The organism is Alcanivorax sp. DSM 26293 (genome assembly GCF_900107995.1).
Lineage (GTDB): Bacteria > Pseudomonadota > Gammaproteobacteria > Pseudomonadales > Alcanivoracaceae > Alcanivorax.
The window spans coordinates 40,550-57,626 of sequence record NZ_FNUM01000012.1; the positions used below are offsets into that span (position 1 = coordinate 40,550).

General features: G+C 61.0%; 13 protein-coding genes and 1 other RNA gene. 3 read left to right on the forward strand and 11 right to left on the reverse strand.

The features are described 5' to 3' along the window. Positions 1–65: 65 nt before the first annotated feature. From C4S63_RS16315 to C4S63_RS16340, 6 genes are read right to left on the reverse strand one after another with little or no spacing between them, the layout of a single operon-like run. Positions 66–3,350 (reverse strand): efflux RND transporter permease subunit, encoded by a 3,285-nt coding sequence (locus C4S63_RS16315; protein ID WP_103918197.1) that lies wholly within the window; start codon positions 3,348–3,350, stop codon positions 66–68. After that, positions 3,347–4,510 (reverse strand): efflux RND transporter periplasmic adaptor subunit, encoded by a 1,164-nt coding sequence (locus C4S63_RS16320; protein ID WP_103918198.1) that lies wholly within the window; start codon positions 4,508–4,510, stop codon positions 3,347–3,349. The genes C4S63_RS16315 and C4S63_RS16320 overlap by 4 nt, the downstream gene beginning before the upstream one ends. After that, complete coding sequence (locus C4S63_RS16325) at positions 4,507–5,466, reverse strand: hypothetical protein (RefSeq protein WP_103918199.1); 960 nt, start codon at positions 5,464–5,466, stop codon at positions 4,507–4,509. The genes C4S63_RS16320 and C4S63_RS16325 overlap by 4 nt, the downstream gene beginning before the upstream one ends. After that, positions 5,463–6,554: a hypothetical protein gene (locus C4S63_RS16330; RefSeq protein WP_103918200.1), complete on the reverse strand. Its 1,092-nt coding sequence runs from the start codon at positions 6,552–6,554 to the stop codon at positions 5,463–5,465. Before C4S63_RS16330 ends, C4S63_RS16325 begins: the two co-directional genes overlap by 4 nt. Continuing rightward, the gene (locus C4S63_RS16335; RefSeq protein ID WP_103918201.1) at positions 6,551–8,167 is read right to left on the reverse strand and encodes a GH3 auxin-responsive promoter family protein; all 1,617 of its coding nucleotides are present in this window, start codon (positions 8,165–8,167) and stop codon (positions 6,551–6,553) included. The genes C4S63_RS16330 and C4S63_RS16335 overlap by 4 nt, the downstream gene beginning before the upstream one ends. 14 nt (positions 8,168–8,181) lie before the next feature. Then, entirely contained in the window at positions 8,182–8,955 is a 774-nt protein-coding gene (locus tag C4S63_RS16340) for a hypothetical protein (RefSeq protein WP_235000060.1), read from the reverse strand. A gap of 295 nt (positions 8,956–9,250) precedes the next feature. On the opposite strand from C4S63_RS16340, the gene C4S63_RS16345 reads away from it, so the two are divergent. Together C4S63_RS16345 and C4S63_RS16350 are read left to right on the forward strand one after the other, a co-directional pair. After that, a complete protein-coding gene (locus tag C4S63_RS16345; protein WP_231866074.1) occupies positions 9,251–10,171 on the forward strand; it encodes an AraC family transcriptional regulator in 921 nt (306 codons plus the stop codon). A gap of 113 nt (positions 10,172–10,284) precedes the next feature. Continuing rightward, on the forward strand, positions 10,285–11,277 hold the full coding sequence (locus C4S63_RS16350) for a putative solute-binding protein (protein WP_103918203.1): 993 nt from the start codon (positions 10,285–10,287) through the stop codon (positions 11,275–11,277). Between the two features lie 156 nt (positions 11,278–11,433). Here C4S63_RS16350 and C4S63_RS16355 read toward each other — a convergent pair whose 3' ends face one another. From C4S63_RS16355 to ffs, 5 genes are all read right to left on the reverse strand, one after another. After that, positions 11,434–12,576, reverse strand: a complete 1,143-nt coding sequence (locus C4S63_RS16355; RefSeq protein ID WP_103918204.1) for an acyl-CoA dehydrogenase family protein — start codon at positions 12,574–12,576, stop codon at positions 11,434–11,436. Between the two features lie 236 nt (positions 12,577–12,812). Beyond that, entirely contained in the window at positions 12,813–13,412 is a 600-nt protein-coding gene (gene recR, locus C4S63_RS16360; RefSeq protein WP_062817959.1) for a recombination mediator RecR, read from the reverse strand. Positions 13,413–13,425: 13 nt separating this feature from the next. Then, complete coding sequence (locus C4S63_RS16365) at positions 13,426–13,743, reverse strand: YbaB/EbfC family nucleoid-associated protein (RefSeq protein ID WP_062817960.1); 318 nt, start codon at positions 13,741–13,743, stop codon at positions 13,426–13,428. Between the two features lie 43 nt (positions 13,744–13,786). Next, positions 13,787–15,637 (reverse strand): DNA polymerase III subunit gamma/tau, encoded by a 1,851-nt coding sequence (gene dnaX, locus C4S63_RS16370; RefSeq protein WP_103918205.1) that lies wholly within the window; start codon positions 15,635–15,637, stop codon positions 13,787–13,789. A 155-nt stretch (positions 15,638–15,792) separates the two neighbouring features. Further along, positions 15,793–15,889: signal recognition particle sRNA small type (gene ffs, locus C4S63_RS16375), an RNA gene on the reverse strand. A 171-nt stretch (positions 15,890–16,060) separates the two neighbouring features. Here ffs and gap point away from each other — a divergent pair. Further along, positions 16,061–17,077 (forward strand): type I glyceraldehyde-3-phosphate dehydrogenase, encoded by a 1,017-nt coding sequence (gene gap / locus C4S63_RS16380; RefSeq protein ID WP_063508119.1) that lies wholly within the window; start codon positions 16,061–16,063, stop codon positions 17,075–17,077.

Below are 17,077 nucleotides of genomic sequence, written 5' to 3' on the forward strand. Positions count from 1 at the left end.
ATCGCGGGCACACCATTCCTGCCTTTGACAACTTAGTCCGCGTTTCAACTTTAAACTTTGAACTTTCAACTACGCTGCTCAGACGTATCCCGGTCGCTACTCTGATCCTGCCGACCCGCCTCCCAGGCAGAAGCCAGGACGGCATCCTGGTAGGGGTTGCTGGTCACCCACCAGGCCGTCATGCGACCCCGCTCATAGGCCATGTCCACGCTGTCCTCCTCCGAGGCCTCCGGCGCCCGCCAGCGGGCCAGGCTACGCTGAACCAGGCTGCGCACATCATGGCTCACCACCAACAGACAGGGCACCAGCAGCAGGCTGACCAGGGTGGCAAACAACACGCCAAACGCCAGGGACACGGCCATGGGAATCAGGAAACGGGCCTGCACACTGGTCTCCAGCATCAGCGGCGCCACCCCGGCAAAGGTGGTCATGGAGGTCAGCATCACGGGCCGCAGGCGGCTGCTGACGCCTTCGATCACCGCATCACGAAGACGCATGCCATGGCTTCGCAAGGTATTGATGGCATCAATCAGTACCAGGTTGTCGTTGACCACCACGCCACTCACCGCGATGACCCCCACCAGCGACCACAATGTCAGGCTGTAACCCAGCAGGAAGTGCCCCAGGAAGGCCCCCACCATGCCGAAGGGGATTGCCGCCATCACCAGTAGCGGCTGGCCATAGCCGCCAAACAGCACGGTGAGCAGGAAAAATATGGCAGCCAGGGCAATCAGGTAGCTGATCGACAGATGATCCAGGAAGTCCTGGATCGCCGCCTGCTTGCCGGCCACCGTCCAGCCCGCCTGGGAATCGGCGGACTCCATGGGGGCCAACACCTGTTGCTGCAGTGCCGCCATCACCTGGGCCGGTGACGTCACATGTTCATCTACGAAAGCACTGATGGTCGCACTGCGGCGGCCATCGTAATGGCTGATCATGGCCGGCACCTGGCGTCGCTGCAGGTCGGCCACTGCCGCCAGCACAGTGATCTCCCCATCCGGCAGTTGCACCGGCAACCGTTCCAGGTCACTGATATGGCGACTGTCGCGGCTGGCCAGACGCAACATCACCGGCACTTCCTGATCCTGTTCGAACCAGCGATCCAGCTCGATACCGTGGAACGCATTGCGGATCTGCAGTCCCAGCTGCTCCACCCGCAGGCCCGCCAGTTTGCCTTCTTCCCGCAGGCCGATATCAACCAGGGTGCGACGGGAAGACAGGTTGTTGGCCACTTCATGGACCCCCTCCATGTTCGCCAGGGCCTGCGCCGTCTGCGCACTCAAACGTTGCAAGGTGGCCAGATCCGGGTGGAACAGATTGACGTGAATATCCGGCTTCACCTGCATCAGGCTGGCATGGAATTTGACCGACAGGGCATCGGCAATGGGGCCATGCTGCCCCCGCCACAGACTGGCCAGCTCCCGGGGAGACAAGGCGCTGGTATCTCCGCCAATGGCCAGGGTCACCCGTACCCGGAAGCGGGCACCCGGGTCACGGGCATTGGAGGTTTTCTGGCGCACCCCCTGCTCGGCAAACACCGCATCCACGGTGACCGGCTGCTGGTCAGCCTGCAATTGCGCTGATAGCTTGCGGGCGGAGCCTTCCAGGGCCTGCACCTCGCGCAGCAGCCGCGCCTCGCCGGTGCCCCGGGGGAACACCACTTCCGCCATCACCCGGTCGCCCTCCACCCGGGAAAACAACACCATGGTCAGCCAGCCGCTGTTGACCAGGGCGCAGCAGAAAATAAACAGCCCTACAAACACCACCACCAGCACATACCGCCAGCGCAGGGCCCGTCGCAGCAGTGGCCGGGCCCGGTATTCCAGCCAGCGATCCAGCCGGCTATTGATGCGCGTGGAGAGTTGCTCGGACTTTCGCCAGATCCCCCGGGCGGGGCGGTCATAGCTGAGGTGAGAGGGCAAAATCCACAGGGACTCCACCAAGGACAGCACCAGAATGGCCATGGACACAATGGGGATCACCCGCATCAGCGCCCCTTCCGGGCCAGGCAGGAACAGCAGCGGCGCAAAGGCAATCAGGGTGGTCAGCACCGCAAACAGGATCGGTCGCGACACCCGCTGGGCGCCGGCAATGGCGGCCTCCTGACCGGCCATGCCACCCTGGCGGCGCTGGTGATCAATACTCTCGCCGACGATCACCGCATCGTCGACCACAATGCCCAGCACCAGGATAAAGGCGAACAGGGAGATGGTGTTGAAGGATTCGCCCAGCACCGGCAGCAAGGCACAGGCACCCAGCATGCAGACCGGAATCCCCAGTGCCACCCAACCAGCCAGACGCAGGGTGAGAAACACCCCCAGCATCAGGGTCAGCAACACCAGCCCCTGCAGCGCATTGCGCCACAACAGATGGGAGCGTTCGCGAAACTGGGCCGCATCGTCACTCCACACCTGCAAGGCGACGCCCGGCGGTAACTGCGCCTGCTGCAGATAGCCGCTCACCGCCCCGGCCACGTCCAGCACGTTCTGGTCGCCGACCCGGTAGATATCCAGCGCTACCGCCGGCCGGCCGTCCAGCCAGGCGGCCTGACTGTCTCGGGAGAAACCATCCTCAATGCGGGCCACGTCGCCGAGACGCAACAGATCGCCCTGCTCGGACTGGCGAATCACCAACTGTTGATAGGCGCTGGCCTCTCCCGGTTGCTGGCCGGTCTGTAGCAGCCAGTCACCCCGGTCGCTGCGCAACAGCCCCCCGGCAACCCGCTCCACGCTTTCACGGGCGGCGGCGGCCATACCTTCCAGGGTGAGCTGATAGCGGTACAGATCATCCCGGGCCACGGTCAGCGCCATTTCCCGTTCCGGCAGGTTTTCGATATCCACACTGGATACCGCATCATGATTGAGCAGCTGCCGGCGCACCTGATGAGCCAGTTGATAGAGATCCTGGCGGGACAGGCTGCCACTGAGCAGCAGCCGCACCACCCGGTTTCGCACAATCAGTTCCTGCACCCGGGGGCGCTCGGCGTCGCCGGGCAAGGTATCAAGGGCTTCCAGGCGAGTGCGGATCTGCTCCAGCACGGCGCGGGTATCATGCCCCTTGAGCACATCCAGCTGCACCGAACACAACCCCTCCCGGGCTTCACTGATCAGTTCGGTGCCCCCTTCCACATCGTCGATGGCGGTTTCCACTGGCGTGCAGACCAGGGCCTCCACACTTTCCGGTGTGGCCTGGGGCCAGGCCACATAGATACCGATGCGGTCCAGCGGCACGTTGGGCAGGGTTTCCTGGCGGGTGTGGGGGATGGCCATCAGGCCGGCCAACAGCAGGGTGATCATCAGCAGGTTGGCCACCGCGCTGTTGCGGGCGAACCAGGCAATACTGCGGTTCACAGCGCTGTCTCAGTGGCAGAACGATCCGCCAGTCCGCTGGCAGGAGGACGGGGGTCGATACGCATGCCCTCCAGCAGCTGCAAGTCTCCGGCCAGCACTACCCGGGAGGAAGCGGTCACACCGTCGTGCAGATACAGGGAGTCATCATCGTGGTGCAGTATCGCCACGGATTGACGTCGCAACCGCTTGTCCTCATCCAGGACCCAGACAGCGTTCTCGCCAGCCTGGGCTGCCCGGGGCAGCACCGCCACATTTTTCGTCGGCGCGCCGCGCAGCTCCGCCTGCACCAGCACCCCGGGCTCCAGGGGCAAGCCGTCCTCGCTATTGGTGACCTGAACGATCAGGTGCATCATGCGGTTCTTGTTCAGGCCACCTTCGCGGCGCACCACCCTGCCCGACCACTGGCCGTCCCGGCCGGCAAAGCGGCCACGCAGGGTAACGTTCACCGGCTCCAGGGTGCCTTCATCACCGGGCATGATGCCCAGCAGTGCCAGCCACTCATCGCGAACCGGCAGCCGTACCTCCACCTGATCTTCCTGATACAAGCGAGCCAGAATGCTGCCGGCCTGTATCTGTTGTCCGGCCATGGCCTGGACGGCTTTCAGGCGACCACTGATCGGCGCCACCAGCTCCGTCTGTTCCTGATTCCGTTGGGCCTGGCGCAAGCCGGCACGGGCCGAGGCAAGACGGCTGTTGGCTTCGTCCAGTTGCGGTTCAAAGCGACCCAGCGCCGAGGAACGCTTGGCGGATCCCGAGACCCGTGCCCGCGCCCGGGTTTCCTCCAGATGCAGCCGCGCCGCATGGACGGCGTTCTGCTGGGCAGTAACGTCCAGCGCAAAGGGCTCCGGATCCAGCTTCAGTAATACCTCGCCGGCCGTCACCCGCCCCCCGTCTGCCAGTAGCGGCGATACTTCCTGCACCCGGCCGGACACTTCCAGACTCAGCGGCAATTCATGACGGGCACGCACCAGTCCTTGACTGTGCACCGGAATGACCACGTCCTTCCATTCCACTTGCCAGGAGTCCAGAGCCAGAATCGTCTCTTCGCTTTTCACCGCCGGCGGTGACGGCGGCACCAGATACAGGGCCGCCACCGCCAACGCCATGGCCAGGGCGGCCAGCAGAGCCACCAACGCGCGCAGACTCACAATCCGTTTCATGCCGTCACTCCCAGTCCCTCAACCCAACATTGCAGACATTCGCGCACCGCTGACTCCGGGGCGCCCAGGGACGGGTGCAGCTTCAGCGCCAGGCTCAAGCTGCCATTCACAATGATCATGCCGTTGGCTACCGGATGGGTGGGACTCCCGGGGCCACAGCAGGCGAATACCGTGTCGGGAGCCAGGCCTCCTGAAACGAAATCCATCTGCCACTCTCCCAGGTTGGAGAAGGAGCCGCCGTGGCGGGCACCGTTGAGCAGACGGCCACATAGCCAGTCCACCCCCCGCTGGCCAATCAGCCGACCAATTCGGGCAAGGTGCCAGTAGCGCCAGTGAATATTGGCTTTCAGATAGCGACGAATGGTGTGGTCCAGATGAGTCAGCGAATCGTCACTGTCCACCGTCATGTAAAAAGCACTGGACAGATTCATATCCGGCTTCGCCATGGGCACCACGCCGCGCATGTTCACCGGGAAGCACCAGCTGATGGGCACTGCATGGGTCATCAGGGTTTGCACCACGGCCCGATGCAGGGCCTGCAACAACAGGCTGTTGAGAGAGACCTGCAGCGCCTCGGCCCGCTGCCGCAGGGCAAGGGTTTGCCGTGGCGTCAGCCATTCCACCAGGGGCGCATCCGCCTGCTTTTCGGCCGTGGAGGTGAAGGCCCGCCAGGGGGGGGATTGCGGCTGGCGTCGCTCCGGCCGTGCCTGCCAGCGACGCCAGAACGCGGGCGGCCGGGTCTGGCGACTGAGGGGCATGGGCGGCTGACGCACGCCCATGCGCTTGAGGGATTCGGCGATGCCGCCCACCCCGTCATGGTCACGGTGCCGCAACGCCACGGTATGGCGCTTCCCAGACGCCGGATGGATGAAGATAAACTCAATCCGGTCATCAATACCGAGCCGGGCACGGGCTCGGTACCACATGCCGATATAGTCGGTTGCACTGGCACTCACAGGCGCGCGACCTCCACGTAGGGCAAACGCCCATCGAGCTGGTCACGAGGATCGCCATCGTAGCTGACCAGAAAATGCTGGCTCAGCAATAGCCGACGGCGATACCGGACCGGTACCTGCGCCAGTGGGTCCTGGGCAAAGAACCCGCAAACCAGCGCGTCATAGTGGCCATGGAAGCGACTGATCACATCGTCGAGCAACAGCTGCAACAGCTCCGGGCGATTATCCTCGACCACCAGGCTGTGCAGTGTCAGGTAGGACAACACCCCACCCGGTGGCGGTAATTTCATGCCGCCCCGCAGCAGGCTGTGTGTGTTGTATAGATGGCGCATGACTCCCATGCCACGGGCATAGCCCAGCACCCGGGTCTGCTTGATCCCCTTCTGATCCCAGAAACCCAGCAATCCTTTCAGAACGCCACCGATCCAGAGACCGATAAAGTTCCGCGGGCTGAGCCCGTAACAGTAGGCATCACCCCGCACCCGGGACACATCCCAGTAGGGGAAAAACTGTTTCTGTGCCCCCTGATATCGCAACAGCTGGGAAATGGCATCCAGGTCGGCCTCGCCGGTCTGGCGAATCACCACGTCATCAGGCAATCGCCGGCGGCGGGCCCGGGTATAGAGCATGCTGGTTTCGATGGTGCCGGAGGGATAGTAGGTGGGCAGCCCGGCGCGGCCACTGGCCACGGTAGACAGGGATGCCAGGTTGTCATGCAGCACCGTGGTCTGCATCCACTCGCCGTTTGACAGTTGCTGGCGCAACTGACGAAACAGCCGGTGCAGGATCATGCCGTTGCGATATTGCGGCGCGATGCGCAGATCGTGGGCGTAACGCACCGGCCTGACCTGGCCGTTGACCCAAACATGGCGCCAACCCACATTGTAGACGGCCCCGATTTGTCCCTGACCATCCCGTGGCTCTGCCACCCACACATCCGGCTCTTCACAGGTCACCCGGGCGCCCCGAAAATAATCCGGGTTCCGTTCAAAATTCAGGGTAACCGCTCCTGCCTGGGGCGTACCTTGCAGCAAGGACAGGATGGCACCGTTATCTTCTTCCCGGGCCTGGCGAATACGGTAGCTCACAACGCCACCTCCCGGGCCGATACCGGCGGCTCACGGAGCCACACCGGCAATGCACCCGGCCAGTACTGCAGGGACTCCATCTTGATATTGCCTTCAATCATGCCCCGCTCACGGCACTGATGCAGGTAACGCTCGCGCATGTCCGGGCGAATGACGCAGCGCAGCGGTGCCAGCTGTTCCAGGTTACGGGCCAGCTGGTAGTGGAAGTGTTGCTGCAGCGCCGCATCAAGGGCCTTCGCCACGTTACCCGTGTTTGCACTCTCCCCCTCCAGCAACAGAAGGTACCCGGGAGTGCCGTCACCGGTATCTTCTACGGCCACGGTACATACCGGCAGGGTTTTCGGTGGCAACGTCACCTGCGACAGGGAGGCATCCAGCGCTGCCGCGGTAAGCTTCTCGCCAACCAGATCCGTGGTGCCGGCACGGCCGAGAAACGTCAGTGCCGGAATACCGCCTGGCAGCCCATCCACCCGCACCAGATCCTTGAGCCGGTAACGGAGCAGACCACTGCCGGTACTCAGCAGCGGCATCACCTCCTGCCCCTGCTCCAGTTCCCAGGGCGCATAAATGGTGCCATCAGAGGGGTCCTGGAATTCATAGACATGGCTGCGATAAGCCAGCGCGTACTGGCCCTGATAGGGAATGGTGACGACTCCTTCCGTGGCCCACAGGCCCTTGCCCTGAAACGCGGCCTGCGGCAACAGACCGTGCAACTGCCGGGCCCAGGGGCTTGATGCGGCGGTATCCCAGGCGCTCACCAGTGCCAGCGACGGCCACAGAGTCATAAAGAAATCCGCACTCAAGCGGCCATCCCACTGACGCAGTAACGCCGCTGCGCGCGGAGAGCGCGGGCAACACTCGGTATGACTTCCCTTCATGCGCTGGCCCCAGGAACCGCTCGCCAATACCTCCGCCAGTTCCTCTCGCCACAGGGCCATGGACTTGAGCAGACCCAGGCCAAAGGTGGGGCTCCAGATGGACATCATCGCCAGGGAGTCATCACTGACCAGGTAAGCCAGGGTGGCAAACAGGGAATCCTCGGAAGTCCGTGCCAGGGACACATCCTGAGGGACCGCCTGGGTGGCCCCGGCCAGCAGGCGCTTGCCCATGGACATGAGCTGAATATCGTCGTTGATGTCCTCGCGCATGTTGTCACGCAATGACGTGGGCACCCAGGACATGGACCAGTAATGGCGCCCCCCGCTCAGGCGGGGAAACTGGCGGTACAGGTCCACAATCCAGGGACTGATGGCGCTATCCAGTTCCGACAGAAACTGACGCGTGTAGGGAATCCACTTTATCGCCGAGGTGGAACCGCTGGTGGGCTGATAGCGAACCACCGGTGACTGAATCAGGGCATTGCCGCCGGACTCGCGGGCGCGATCGACCGGATCCCGCCAGTCGCCGTAGTCGCTCACCGGCATCTGCTCAGCAAAGGTTTCCCATTGCCAGTCTGCTGCGACACCCCGGCGCTGGCCGACCTCACAGGCCGCCACCTTGCGCAACAACAGTGCCAGCTTGTCTCTCTGAACATGCTCCAGGTTTTCCCGCCCGGCGGCAAAGCGCCGCTCACCCGGCCAGGCGGCCATTTTGAGCAAACGATGTCCGAACATGGTCACCCCGGTTTTTATTCGCAGGCCACAGCTGCAATTTGTGTTTTGGTTTTTCTGCGTTGTTTGCGCCACAGGGAAAACGGGTAACTCACCAGAAGGGAAAGATTGATTTCGCCGATACACGGTAATTCGGTACCGCGGTTCCAGGTTGGGTTACAGGTTTCGAAAAATTGAATTTTTTCGTTTTTCTGACGCATTTCTGCGGTAATGCCAGCCACATTGGATTTCAGATGGGTATAACCCTCACCGAAATCCAGTAATTTATTTTCTTCACAGTAAGCGTCGGAAAACAAACGGTCGCAGTAATAATCCACCAGATGAGCAAGCTCCGGATTCTTCCCGTCCGGATGCGGGTAGTAGGTATGGAAGTTATTCGCCATCAGCAAATATGTTTTATAGCCTTTTGATATCAGCAACCAGAAGAGCGGGCGGAACGGGTGGCGCAATTTCTCACGGATCATCCGGAAGAAGAATGTGACCTGTAAGGCCCGGCTACCCCAGTATTTTTCCTCTATGATGGTGTCGCCGCTAAAAACACCCTTTGCCCGGCGCCCACCCACATTCATATCCAGGGTTTTCATGGTGGAAAAACCAACCACGCGCTTGGTTGCTTTTTCCATCACCAGAATCACGCCGCTTTTTTCCACCATGTCTGTACAGAACACTTCGAGACTTACATTTTCGTAGTACCCGGAGTAAATCTCATACATTCTTCGCATTAAAGGAACTGATACTTTGGAAAGGGGTAGATAACGCGCTTTAAGGGTTTCAGTTTTTTCCCTTTGCATTTTTCTGCTCCATGATTATTTTTATGCACAAAAAAGCGGGGCTCATCATGTCCATGGAAGGTGACCGACTTAATAGTTAAATCGGCCATTTTTTTGTTAAAAAGGGCAAGCGGTGTTTAAAGTCCGAAAGATACACAGCCAAATGAGAGTCCCATCACACGAATAACAACAACTACATCAGGCATAATAAAAAATGAAAAACGATGGAATGGCACTCGACGTTCCTCTTATCTCTGGCCGTTATGCCCGCCGCTTTTTGCGGTTCGTACAAAAACATGGAATAACTGGAACGATAGTGCTCGATGGTTCCGGCATTGACAGCGACATGCTCGATAATCCCGACGCCTATCTTTCCATGCGACAAATCCAGCATCTTCTTCATAACGGCAACCGACTGCTCAACGATCCGACCGCCCCGTTCCGCTTTGGGCAGGAGCTGGATCTGCACGGACATGGTCTTTTCGGTTTTGCGCTTCTTCGGCAACGGGACTACCGAAAACTGGTCACCATGGTGGTGCAGTATCTGCGTGTTTCCCTGCCACTGATGGATATGGAAATACACTGCACTGGCGAACTGATTTCCATCCGCCTGCATGACAACTGGGATCTGAAAAAACTCAAACCCGTCGTTGCCAATATCTACATGGGCAGCATCCATGCCCTGGCATCCCTGGTTTGTCGAAAGTTCACGTTCGAATTTGATTTTGACTGCCCCGGCAACAGCCTCGCCTGGCAAAGACTGGCCGACGGCGTGGAAGTGAAATTCAACCGCCCACATAATCAGGTTCTGATGCCACTCTCCGGGCGTCAGGCAAAGGACGATGATGCCAGCGTGGCGACCTACCTGGCCGCCGCACGATCAAGGGAGCAGATTCAGGGCGACGCCAGCCTGAAGGTGGTCATCAAGGTACGTCACGAAATCATGAATTCTCCGGGTCGGGACAGCACCCTGGAGCGGGTATCCCAGAAGTTGGGAATGAGTCCCCGCTCGGTCAGGCGTCACCTGGGATTGGCGGGATTTGCCTTCAGCGGTATTCGCAATGACATTCGTGAAACGTTTGCCAGCCGCTACCTGTTGGAAACAGACATGCCCCTGGAAAAGATTGCCGACCAGCTTGGCTACAGCGATCAGGCCAGTTTCAGCAAGGCCTATCGGAGCTGGACAGGCCGCACCCCGGGGGAAGTTCGTCGCACCAGCCGCCCTGACCGCAACTGATGGAAATTGACCTAATCGCTCCGGGGCAAGGCGCTAGGGTTTTTCCCTTTCAGGATCATTCCCTCTAGTATCGGGGTTGCCTCCATACAAGCAATAACAAGCAGGATACACCCATGAAGAAGCTGATTACCGCCGTCACCACGGTTCTTGCTCTCACCGTTTCTCTGACTGCCCAGGCCGAACCGATTAAACGCAAGATCTGCGTCTTTGATATCGTCGGCAACGTTGGACCGGTCATGGGCGCCATGAAAGATTGGCAGGCCGCAGCCCTGGGCTGGGACCTGGAAGTGGAACTGATTCCCCATACCAACGAAGCCATTGCCGCTGAGGATCTCAAGGCTGGCGTCTGCGATGCCGCCCTGATCACCGGCATCCGTGGCCGTAATTTCAATAAGTATGCCGGCACCATCGACTCCATTGGCGCCATCCCCTCCATGGAGCACATGGAAGTCGTATTGAAGGTACTGGCCCATCCGCAAACTGCAGACAAACTTTCCCAGGGCTCCTATCAGATCATGGGGGTAGCCCCGGCCGGTGCCGCCTATGTGTTCGTGAACGATCGGGAAGTCAACTCCCTGGCCAAGGCGGCCGGCAAGCGTGTAGCAGTGCTGGAATATGATGAAACCCAGGCCATTCTGGTGTCCCAGGTTGGTGCTACCCCGGTGGGATCTGACATAACGAACTTCTCCACCAAGTTCAACAACGGCGTGGTCGATGTCATCGTCGCTCCGCTGGTGGCCTATGATGCGCTGGAACTCTATAAAGGCCTGAGCCCGGATGGCGGCATCATCGACTACCCTTTGGCCCAGCTGACCATTCAACTGGTTGCCAAGAAAGACCGTTTTCCCGCCGACATGGCGCAGAAATCCCGCGAGTATTTCTACAACAACCTGAACCGCATCACCGAGCAGCTCGACAAGGAGGCCGAAAAGGTCGACAAGCGCTGGTGGGTGCAAATCCCGGATGCCGACCAGAGAGAATACGAAGTCATGATGCAGGAGGCCCGCGACCAGCTGCGTGACCAGGGCTATTATGATCCGGACATGCTCGGTCTGCTGCGCAAGGTGCGTTGCAAAGTGGACCCGGCTCGGGCGGAGTGCACCTGACAGCTACAAGCAGCAAGCTACAACACGGGATAGTGTTGGTGGTGTTTGAAACGCAAGAGGCCGCGTCCAAACCTATGGACGCGGCCTCTTTGCTTTCATGCGGCTACCAGCTTCAATCGTGTTGTAGCTTGTAGCTTGTAGCTTGTAGCTCGCCCCTCAAAGTCCCAACTGCTTGGCGATCACCTCATTCATGATCTCGTGGGTGCCGCCACCGATGGAGAGGATACGGTTGTCACGGTACAGGCGTTCGACCACGGTGCCGCGCATGTAGCCGCTACCGCCGAACAACTGCACCGCGTCGTAGGTGACCCGGTCAGCGCAGCGGGTCGCCACGTTCTTGGCCATGGACACATCCAGCACGCAGTTTTCGCCGGCGGCAATCCTGGCCGCCACCCGATAGGTAAATTCCGTGCTGGCTTTCACATCCGTGGCCATCTCCGCCAGCTTGTGGCGGGTCACCTGGAATCCAGCCAGGGGACGACCAAAGGCTTCCCGCTCTTTCACGTAGCGCATGGCCTCATCCAGAGCCAGCTGGGCGGTACTGTTGGCGGTCACCGCCAGGATCAGGCGCTCCATCTGGAAGTTGCTCATGATGCAGTAGAAGCCACCGTTCTCCGGACCGATCAGATTTTCCGCCGGCACCCGGCAATCCTCAAAAAACAGCTCCGCGGTATCGGAGGCCCACCAGCCCATCTTCTTCAGCTTGCGGCCCACGGAAAAGCCCGGCGTACCTTTCTCGACCAGCAACAGGCTGATGCCACCATAGCCCTTGTCACCGGTACGCACCGCCACCGTGTAATAGTCCGCGCGCACACCGCTGGTGATGAAAGTCTTGGCGCCGTTGACCACATAGTGGTCGCCATCGCGCACCGCACGGGTGCGCAGGTTGGCCACATCAGACCCACCATTGGGTTCGGTAATGGCCAGGGCAGAGATCTTCTGCCCACCGATCACCTCCGGCACCACCTTCTGCTTCATGGCATCGCTGCCCCACTTCCAGATCGGCGGCAGACCAATATCCAGAGACCCCAGGCTGGCGCACAGCCCCCCGGACGAACACCGCACCAGCTCCTCGCAGGCAGCAATCTTCATGAACACATCTTCGCCGGTACCACCGAACTCTTCCGGGGCATTGATGCTCAGAATGCCGGCATCCGCGGCCTTGCGGTAAAGCTCGCGGGGGAACTCACCGGCTTCTTCCCAATCGTCCACGTGGGGCAGGATTTCCCTTTCCACGAATTTGCGAACGGTCTCACGCACCATCTGGTGGGTATCATTGAAATAATCCAACGCGCTCACAGGGCCTCCTTCTCGTAGCTAACCTAGCGCTTGCTTGGTCGCTAACATAACAGAGGTGGACCGCAGGGGGCCAGTCACCCGGCAACAATCCGCTTCACAGCATGATGGTTGTCTTTTTGCTGCCGTCGAACCCCACTTCCCAGGCAGCAGCCGCCTGCTGGCGATCCTCTTTCAGACCACACGGTCTCCCTAGCCGGCAGGCTTACGGGTATCTGTAACGGAGTAGCGGGAAAGGATTACTGGAAAGGGCGTCGGCCACGCAGAGCCTGAGCCAGGGTCGCGCCATCCACGAATTCCAGATCGCCGCCCATGGGCACACCCTGGGCAATTCGACTGACGGTGACACCGGCTTCCTGGGCCAGATCCAGCACATAGTGGGCAGTGGCTTCCCCTTCCACGGTGGTGCCGGTGGCAAGAATCAATTCGTTGATCTCACCCTGCTGCAGACGCTGTTCGAGCACATCCAGTCCCAGTTCCCGGGGACCGATGCCGTCCAGGGGGGACAGTTCCCCCATCAGCACAAAGTACTGGCCCCGGTATTCACCGGACTGCTCGAAGGCCAGCACGTCCGCCGGGGTGGCGACGATACAGACCAGGGTAGAATCCCGGCGGCTATCGCTGCACACCGGGCAGAGTTCTTCTTCCGCGTAGTTACGGCAACGCTGGCAGTGCTGCACCCCGTCCATGGCCGCGTGCAGGGCATCACCAAGCCGCCGCCCCTCTTCACGACCGCGATCCAGCAGCGCATAGGCCATGCGCTGGGCAGAACGGGGGCCAACACCGGGCAGGCAGGTAAAGGCGTGGATCAACTGGTCAACCAGCGGCGCATGCTTCACAGACGAAGGCCCCTCAGGGTTTGAAGCCCGGCGGGAAGGGAAAACCACCGGCCATATTCTGCATGTTGTCCTGCTGCTGTTTTTCCACCCGGCGCACGGCGTCGTTGACGGCAGCCGCCAGTAGGTCTTCCAGCAATTCCTTGTCCTCGCTCATCAGCGAGGCATCAATGTCCACACTCTTGACGTCGTGGCGACCGTTCATGGTCACCTTGACCAGGCCGGCACCGGATTCACCGGTCACTTCCGCGTTGGCGGCCTCGTCCTGCATCTTTTTCATCTTCTCCTGCATGGCCTGGGCCTGCTGCATGAGAGAGTTGATATCGAAATCCATCATTGTCTCCAAATTCGCGTCTGACGTCTGACGTCGAGCCCGCTTATTCCACCGTTTCCTTGGGCATTATGCTGTCTTCGTCAAGCCGTCCATCAAAGGTACTCACCAGCTGCTGTACCACCGGATCCTCATGCAAGGTCCGGCTGGCATCGACCAGCAACTCCTGACGACGGGCTTCGGCCATGGCTTCCGGGGTGTCGCCAGCCTTACGTTCGTACTCCACCTGGATCTGGATACGCCGTTGGAAATAATTCTCCAGTGCCCCGCTCAACTCGTCCAGCCGTTCCCGGTTGACCAGCACCTCGTGTCCGGTACTGATACGCAAGGTCCAGACCGGGTCTTCCCGGCTCACCAGCACCGCGTTGCGGGCGATGTTGCGCACCGTGCCGTCCAGGTCCAGGCGCAGCAGCAATGCGGCCCACCAGGTTGCCACCTCTGATTCGCTACGCGGCTCCGACAGGGGCGCCAGTGGCGGTTCGTCCGCCGCTTCCTGTTTCTGTGGTTCCACGACCGGTTCCGGCATGGGCTCCGGTTCCGGCTCGGGCGCTTCGGTCTCGGGCGCGGCCTGCTGATTCGAGGGCGACGGCGAAACCTGCGCTTCCGCCCGGGACAGGGCGGCGGAAGCGCCCCCCCCTTGCGGCACCGGTTCCGTTACCGGGGTAGCAGCAGGTGGCTCCGGGGGTGGAGCAGAAGGTGTTGGCGGTGCCGAGGCAGCGGCAGGTCGATCCAGCAGAGCCCGCAAATCCGGTTTCCCGCCGGCCTCAGCCGACGACGCTGCCGCTTCAGACTTTTTTGCGCCGGCGTGTTCCCCCCCGGCCGGCAACACTCCTTTGGGGGTAAACAGCACCATACGCAGCAGCAGCATTTCCAGTGCTGCGCGGCTATCCGGGGCATCCTGCAGATCCCGGCGGCCACGTACGGCCACATCGTAATAGAGTTGCACCTGCTCGGCACTGAGGGCCGCCGCCAGCTGGGTCATGGTCTCGTCATGACTGCCCGGCACCGCCTGGCAGACCGCCAGCTGATGAAGCTGACTGATCAGCTCGTCCAGCAGTGCCAGTTCACCGGGGCAGTGCTCACTGACAGTGGCCAACGCCTGCAGAACGCCTGCCGGGTCCTGCTCCGCCAGCGCCACCAGCAGGGTGAGCACGTGGTTACGGTCCACGGTGCCCAGCATGGCATTCACGGCCTCGCTGCTGAGCTGCTCACTGCCAAAGGCAATGGCCTGGTCGGTGAGGCTGAGGGCATCACGCATGGACCCCTGGGCCGCCTTGCCCAAGGCCAGCAGGGCGGGAGCCTCGTAGCGGATCATTTCCTTGTCGAGCAGGGCCTGCAGATGGCCGGCGATCTGCTCCGCCGGCAATGCCTTGAGGCTGAACTGCAGACAGCGGGACAACACCGTCACCGGCAATTTCTGCGGATCGGTGGTGGCCAGCAGGAATTTCACATGGGGCGGCGGCTCTTCCAGGGTCTTGAGCAGCGCATTGAACGAATGCGCTGACAGCATGTGCACCTCATCGATGAGGTAGACCTTGTAACGGCCCCGTGTGGGCGCGTACTGCACGTTGTCGAGCAGCTCGCGGGTATCTTCCACCTTGGTGCGGCTGGCCGCATCCACCTCAATCAGGTCCACAAAGCGGCCTTCGCCGATTTCCACACAGGTGGGGCAAACCCCGCAGGGTCGGGCACTGACCCCCTGCTCGCAGTTCAGACAACGGGACAGGATGCGGGCGATGGTGGTCTTGCCCACCCCCCGGGTACCGGTGAACAGATAGGCATGGTGAAGGCGATCCTGATCCAGCGCATGCATCAGAGCCCGCGAGACATGCTCCTGCCCCACCAGCTCATCAAAGGTGCGGGGACGGTATTTACGGGCAAGAACCTGATAACTCATAGCACTCCAACCAACAGGCATCGACACCGGTATTCAGCGGAAAAGGGGTGTCTCATGAAGGGCTTAATGCTAACGAAGTTCCCGCGGGGAAGACAGTGCAGAAGGCGAGTTCGGTAAAAGCAGCCGGGTATCGGCGGGAAGAAGATTGGAGGTCTTCCCGCCAGCCGCACCCCGGCACACGAGTCCACTGCTACCGTTGCTCCCTTCCGGGCCTGGCGGAGTTCACAGTCTGTCGTTGCGGGGGGACCGACGGGTCGACCATTACGCGCCTGCAACCGGGGCCGCAGAGCGAGGGCGCATTGTGGCCAAAGCGACCGGCCATTGCAAGATACCCCCTGCCCATCTGCCTAAAGCTTGATCAGACTGGCCGAGATAGTCCCCCCGGGACTACACTGAAAGTCTATGGTGGACGGAGAGTGTGCCATGACAAGCAGCAAGAAGATTCGCATTGCCATCAACGGTTTTGGCCGCATCGGTCGCTGTCTTGTCCGGGCGATCAGTGAGCATCCCGCCGGCGACCGTTTCGAGCTGGTCGCGATTAACGATCTGGCCGATTTTCACGTGCTCGCCCACTTGCTGGCGTTCGACACCACCCATGGACGCTGGCCACACTCCGTGCATTACGACGGCAGCCACCTGGAGATCAACGGCCACCGCATTCCCTGCTTTGCGGAAAGCCGACTGACGGACCTGCCATGGCAATCCCTGGGACCGGATCTGGTGATCGAATGCGCCGGCAAGTACAAAAGCCGGGACGCCCTGAAAGATCACCTGAAAGCCGGCGCCCCCCGGGTACTCGCCAGTTATCCGGTGGATGATGCAGACGCCACCGTGGTCTACGGGGTCAATCATTCACTGCTGGGCAGCGACCACCAGATTGTCTCCAACGCCTCCTGTACCACCAACTGCCTGGCGCCCATGGTGGCCGTGCTCGACCAGGCCTTTACGGTTCGCCAGGGCCTGATGACCACGATCCACAGCTATACCAACGACCAGAATCTGGTGGATAAGGCCCACGGGGATCTGCTGCGTGCCCGGGCGGCGGCGGTGAACATGATTCCCACCAGCACCGGGGCGGCAAAAGCCGTGGGCCTGGTGCTACCTCATCTGCAGGGCCGGCTGGATGGCCTCGCGGTGCGCGTCCCCACACTCAATGTGTCGCTGGTGGATTTCACCGTCACCCTGGAACAGGTGGAATCCCTGGAGCAGGTCCACGAGGCTCTGAGCAATGCCGCCCACAGTCATCTGCAAGGTGTCCTGGCGGTCAATCATCTGCCGCTGGTATCCAGCGACTTCAACCACCTGCCCTACTCCTGCGTGGTGGACACCAACCACAGCCGATTACTCGGCCAGCAACTGAAGCTGCTGGCCTGGTACGACAACGAGTGGGGATTCAGCCACCGCCTGCTGGATGTGGCAGCCTACTGGATGGATGCCTGA